1 protein-coding gene, 4 tRNA genes and 3 rRNA genes are annotated in these 4,227 nt (G+C 53.1%); 7 read left to right on the forward strand and 1 reads right to left on the reverse strand.

The features are described from left to right. The 7 genes from ACFRFC_RS38115 to ACFRFC_RS38145 form a co-directional block, all read left to right on the forward strand. Positions 1–480: ribosomal RNA gene (locus ACFRFC_RS38115) — 16S ribosomal RNA — on the forward strand; the annotation flags it as partial. 101 nt (positions 481–581) lie between these two features. After that, a tRNA-Ile gene (locus ACFRFC_RS38120) sits at positions 582–658 on the forward strand. Positions 659–672: 14 nt separating this feature from the next. After that, positions 673–748: transfer RNA gene (locus ACFRFC_RS38125), tRNA-Ala, on the forward strand. 82 nt (positions 749–830) lie between these two features. Beyond that, positions 831–3,759: ribosomal RNA gene (locus ACFRFC_RS38130) — 23S ribosomal RNA — on the forward strand. A 50-nt stretch (positions 3,760–3,809) separates the two neighbouring features. Beyond that, positions 3,810–3,925, forward strand: a 5S ribosomal RNA gene (gene rrf, locus ACFRFC_RS38135). A 14-nt stretch (positions 3,926–3,939) separates the two neighbouring features. Then, a tRNA-Met gene (locus tag ACFRFC_RS38140) sits at positions 3,940–4,016 on the forward strand. An 11-nt stretch (positions 4,017–4,027) separates the two neighbouring features. Continuing rightward, positions 4,028–4,104: transfer RNA gene (locus ACFRFC_RS38145), tRNA-Asp, on the forward strand. Here ACFRFC_RS38145 and ACFRFC_RS38150 read toward each other — a convergent pair. Continuing rightward, the gene (locus ACFRFC_RS38150) at positions 4,063–4,227 is read right to left on the reverse strand and encodes a PTS transporter subunit EIIC (protein WP_383112706.1); all 165 of its coding nucleotides are present in this window, start codon (positions 4,225–4,227) and stop codon (positions 4,063–4,065) included. The genes ACFRFC_RS38145 and ACFRFC_RS38150 overlap by 42 nt on opposite strands.

The following is a 4,227-nucleotide window of genomic DNA, read 5'->3' on the forward strand; positions in this document are numbered from 1 at the left end:
CGTCAGCTCGTGTCGTGAGATGTTGGGTTAAGTCCCGCAACGAGCGCAACCCTTGATCTTAGTTGCCAGCATTCAGTTGGGCACTCTAAGGTGACTGCCGGTGACAAACCGGAGGAAGGTGGGGATGACGTCAAATCATCATGCCCCTTATGACCTGGGCTACACACGTGCTACAATGGACAGAACAAAGGGCAGCGAAACCGCGAGGTTAAGCCAATCCCACAAATCTGTTCTCAGTTCGGATCGCAGTCTGCAACTCGACTGCGTGAAGCTGGAATCGCTAGTAATCGCGGATCAGCATGCCGCGGTGAATACGTTCCCGGGCCTTGTACACACCGCCCGTCACACCACGAGAGTTTGTAACACCCGAAGTCGGTGAGGTAACCTTTTTGGAGCCAGCCGCCGAAGGTGGGACAGATGATTGGGGTGAAGTCGTAACAAGGTAGCCGTATCGGAAGGTGCGGCTGGATCACCTCCTTTCTAAGGATTTTAACGGAATATAAGACCTTGGGTCTTATAAACAGAACGTTCCCTGTCTTGTTTAGTTTTGAAGGAACTTTGTTCCTTGAATAAGTTAAGATGGGCCTGTAGCTCAGCTGGTTAGAGCGCACGCCTGATAAGCGTGAGGTCGGTGGTTCGAGTCCACTCAGGCCCACCATCTTCTATTAAATTGGGGCCTTAGCTCAGCTGGGAGAGCGCCTGCTTTGCACGCAGGAGGTCAGCGGTTCGATCCCGCTAGGCTCCACCAACGTGTTCTTTGAAAACTAGATAACAGAAGTAATTCACATTCAATTAGTAATACAAGATATCACGTAGTGATTCTTTTTAACGGTTAAGTTAGAAAGGGCGCACGGTGGATGCCTTGGCACTAGGAGCCGATGAAGGACGGGACGAACACCGATATGCTTCGGGGAGCTGTAAGCAAGCTTTGATCCGGAGATTTCCGAATGGGGAAACCCACCACTCGTAATGGAGTGGTATCCATATCTGAATACATAGGATATGAGAAGGCAGACCCGGGGAACTGAAACATCTAAGTACCCGGAGGAAGAGAAAGCAAATGCGATTTCCTGAGTAGCGGCGAGCGAAACGGGATTAGCCCAAACCAAGAGGCTTGCCTCTTGGGGTTGTAGGACACTCTGTACGGAGTTACAAAGGAACGAGGTAGATGAAGAGGTCTGGAAAGGCCCGCCATAGGAGGTAACAGCCCTGTAGTCAAAACTTCGTTCTCTCCTGAGTGGATCCTGAGTACGGCGGAACACGTGAAATTCCGTCGGAATCCGGGAGGACCATCTCCCAAGGCTAAATACTCCCTAGTGACCGATAGTGAACCAGTACCGTGAGGGAAAGGTGAAAAGCACCCCGGAAGGGGAGTGAAAGAGATCCTGAAACCGTGTGCCTACAAGTAGTCAGAGCCCGTTAACGGGTGATGGCGTGCCTTTTGTAGAATGAACCGGCGAGTTACGATCCCGTGCAAGGTTAAGCAGAAGATGCGGAGCCGCAGCGAAAGCGAGTCTGAATAGGGCGAATTGAGTACGTGGTCGTAGACCCGAAACCAGGTGATCTACCCATGTCCAGGGTGAAGTTCAGGTAACACTGAATGGAGGCCCGAACCCACGCACGTTGAAAAGTGCGGGGATGAGGTGTGGGTAGGGGTGAAATGCCAATCGAACCTGGAGATAGCTGGTTCTCTCCGAAATAGCTTTAGGGCTAGCCTCAAGGTAAGAGTCTTGGAGGTAGAGCACTGATTGGACTAGGGGCCCCTACCGGGTTACCGAATTCAGTCAAACTCCGAATGCCAATGACTTATCCTTGGGAGTCAGACTGCGAGTGATAAGATCCGTAGTCGAAAGGGAAACAGCCCAGACCGCCAGCTAAGGTCCCAAAGTATACGTTAAGTGGAAAAGGATGTGGAGTTGCTTAGACAACCAGGATGTTGGCTTAGAAGCAGCCACCATTTAAAGAGTGCGTAATAGCTCACTGGTCGAGTGACTCTGCGCCGAAAATGTACCGGGGCTAAACGTATCACCGAAGCTGCGGACTGTTCTTCGAACAGTGGTAGGAGAGCGTTCTAAGGGCTGTGAAGCCAGACCGGAAGGACTGGTGGAGCGCTTAGAAGTGAGAATGCCGGTATGAGTAGCGAAAGAGGGGTGAGAATCCCCTCCACCGAATGCCTAAGGTTTCCTGAGGAAGGCTCGTCCGCTCAGGGTTAGTCGGGACCTAAGCCGAGGCCGAAAGGCGTAGGCGATGGACAACAGGTTGATATTCCTGTACCACCTCCTCACCATTTGAGCAATGGGGGGACGCAGGAGGATAGGGTAAGCGCGGTATTGGATATCCGCGTCCAAGCAGTTAGGCTGGGAAATAGGCAAATCCGTTTCCCATAAGGCTGAGCTGTGATGGCGAGCGAAATATAGTAGCGAAGTTCCTGATTCCACACTGCCAAGAAAAGCCTCTAGCGAGGTGAGAGGTGCCCGTACCGCAAACCGACACAGGTAGGCGAGGAGAGAATCCTAAGGTGATCGAGAGAACTCTCGTTAAGGAACTCGGCAAAATGACCCCGTAACTTCGGGAGAAGGGGTGCTCTGTTAGGGTGCAAGCCCGAGAGAGCCGCAGTGAATAGGCCCAGGCGACTGTTTAGCAAAAACACAGGTCTCTGCGAAGCCGTAAGGCGAAGTATAGGGGCTGACGCCTGCCCGGTGCTGGAAGGTTAAGAGGAGCGCTTAGCGTAAGCGAAGGTGCGAATTGAAGCCCCAGTAAACGGCGGCCGTAACTATAACGGTCCTAAGGTAGCGAAATTCCTTGTCGGGTAAGTTCCGACCCGCACGAAAGGCGCAACGATCTGGGCACTGTCTCAACGAGAGACTCGGTGAAATTATAGTACCTGTGAAGATGCAGGTTACCCGCGACAGGACGGAAAGACCCCGTGGAGCTTTACTGCAGCCTGATATTGAATGTTGGTACAGCTTGTACAGGATAGGTAGGAGCCTTGGAAACCGGAGCGCCAGCTTCGGTGGAGGCATCGGTGGGATACTACCCTGGCTGTATTGACCTTCTAACCCGCCGCCCTTATCGGGCGGGGAGACAGTGTCAGGTGGGCAGTTTGACTGGGGCGGTCGCCTCCTAAAAGGTAACGGAGGCGCCCAAAGGTTCCCTCAGAATGGTTGGAAATCATTCGCAGAGTGTAAAGGCACAAGGGAGCTTGACTGCGAGACCTACAAGTCGAGCAGGGACGAAAGTCGGGCTTAGTGATCCGGTGGTTCCGCATGGAAGGGCCATCGCTCAACGGATAAAAGCTACCCCGGGGATAACAGGCTTATCTCCCCCAAGAGTCCACATCGACGGGGAGGTTTGGCACCTCGATGTCGGCTCGTCGCATCCTGGGGCTGGAGTCGGTCCCAAGGGTTGGGCTGTTCGCCCATTAAAGCGGTACGCGAGCTGGGTTCAGAACGTCGTGAGACAGTTCGGTCCCTATCCGTCGCGGGCGCAGGAAATTTGAGAGGAGCTGTCCTTAGTACGAGAGGACCGGGATGGACGCACCGCTGGTGTACCAGTTGTTCTGCCAAGGGCATCGCTGGGTAGCTATGTGCGGACGGGATAAGTGCTGAAAGCATCTAAGCATGAAGCCCCCCTCAAGATGAGATTTCCCATTCCGCAAGGAAGTAAGATCCCTGAAAGATGATCAGGTTGATAGGTCTGAGGTGGAAGTGTGGCGACACATGGAGCTGACAGATACTAATCGATCGAGGACTTAACCAATTTGAATGTATGCTTACTGTTATCTAGTTTTGAGAGAACACTCTCAATGGTTTGGTGGCGATAGCGAAGAGGTCACACCCGTTCCCATGCCGAACACGGAAGTTAAGCTCTTCAGCGCCGATGGTAGTCGGGGGTTTCCCCCTGTGAGAGTAGGACGCCGCCAAGCATTACTTTTATCATCGCGGGGTGGAGCAGTTCGGTAGCTCGTCGGGCTCATAACCCGAAGGTCGCAGGTTCAAATCCTGCCCCCGCAACCAAATTTTAAAATGGTCCGGTAGTTCAGTTGGTTAGAATGCCTGCCTGTCACGCAGGAGGTCGCGGGTTCGAGTCCCGTCCGGACCGCCATTTATAAAATGGCAGCGCCGTTACAATCGGAACGAGCCTGCGCCCGCTGAAAAACCCGAGATATTCGGGCAGCTTCGTATCCTTAAAGCGATTATACGTGTATCCCGCAATTAACCCCGCGAT

The organism is Streptomyces sp. NPDC056734 (genome assembly GCF_042790455.1).
Lineage (GTDB): Bacteria > Actinomycetota > Actinomycetes > Streptomycetales > Streptomycetaceae > Streptomyces.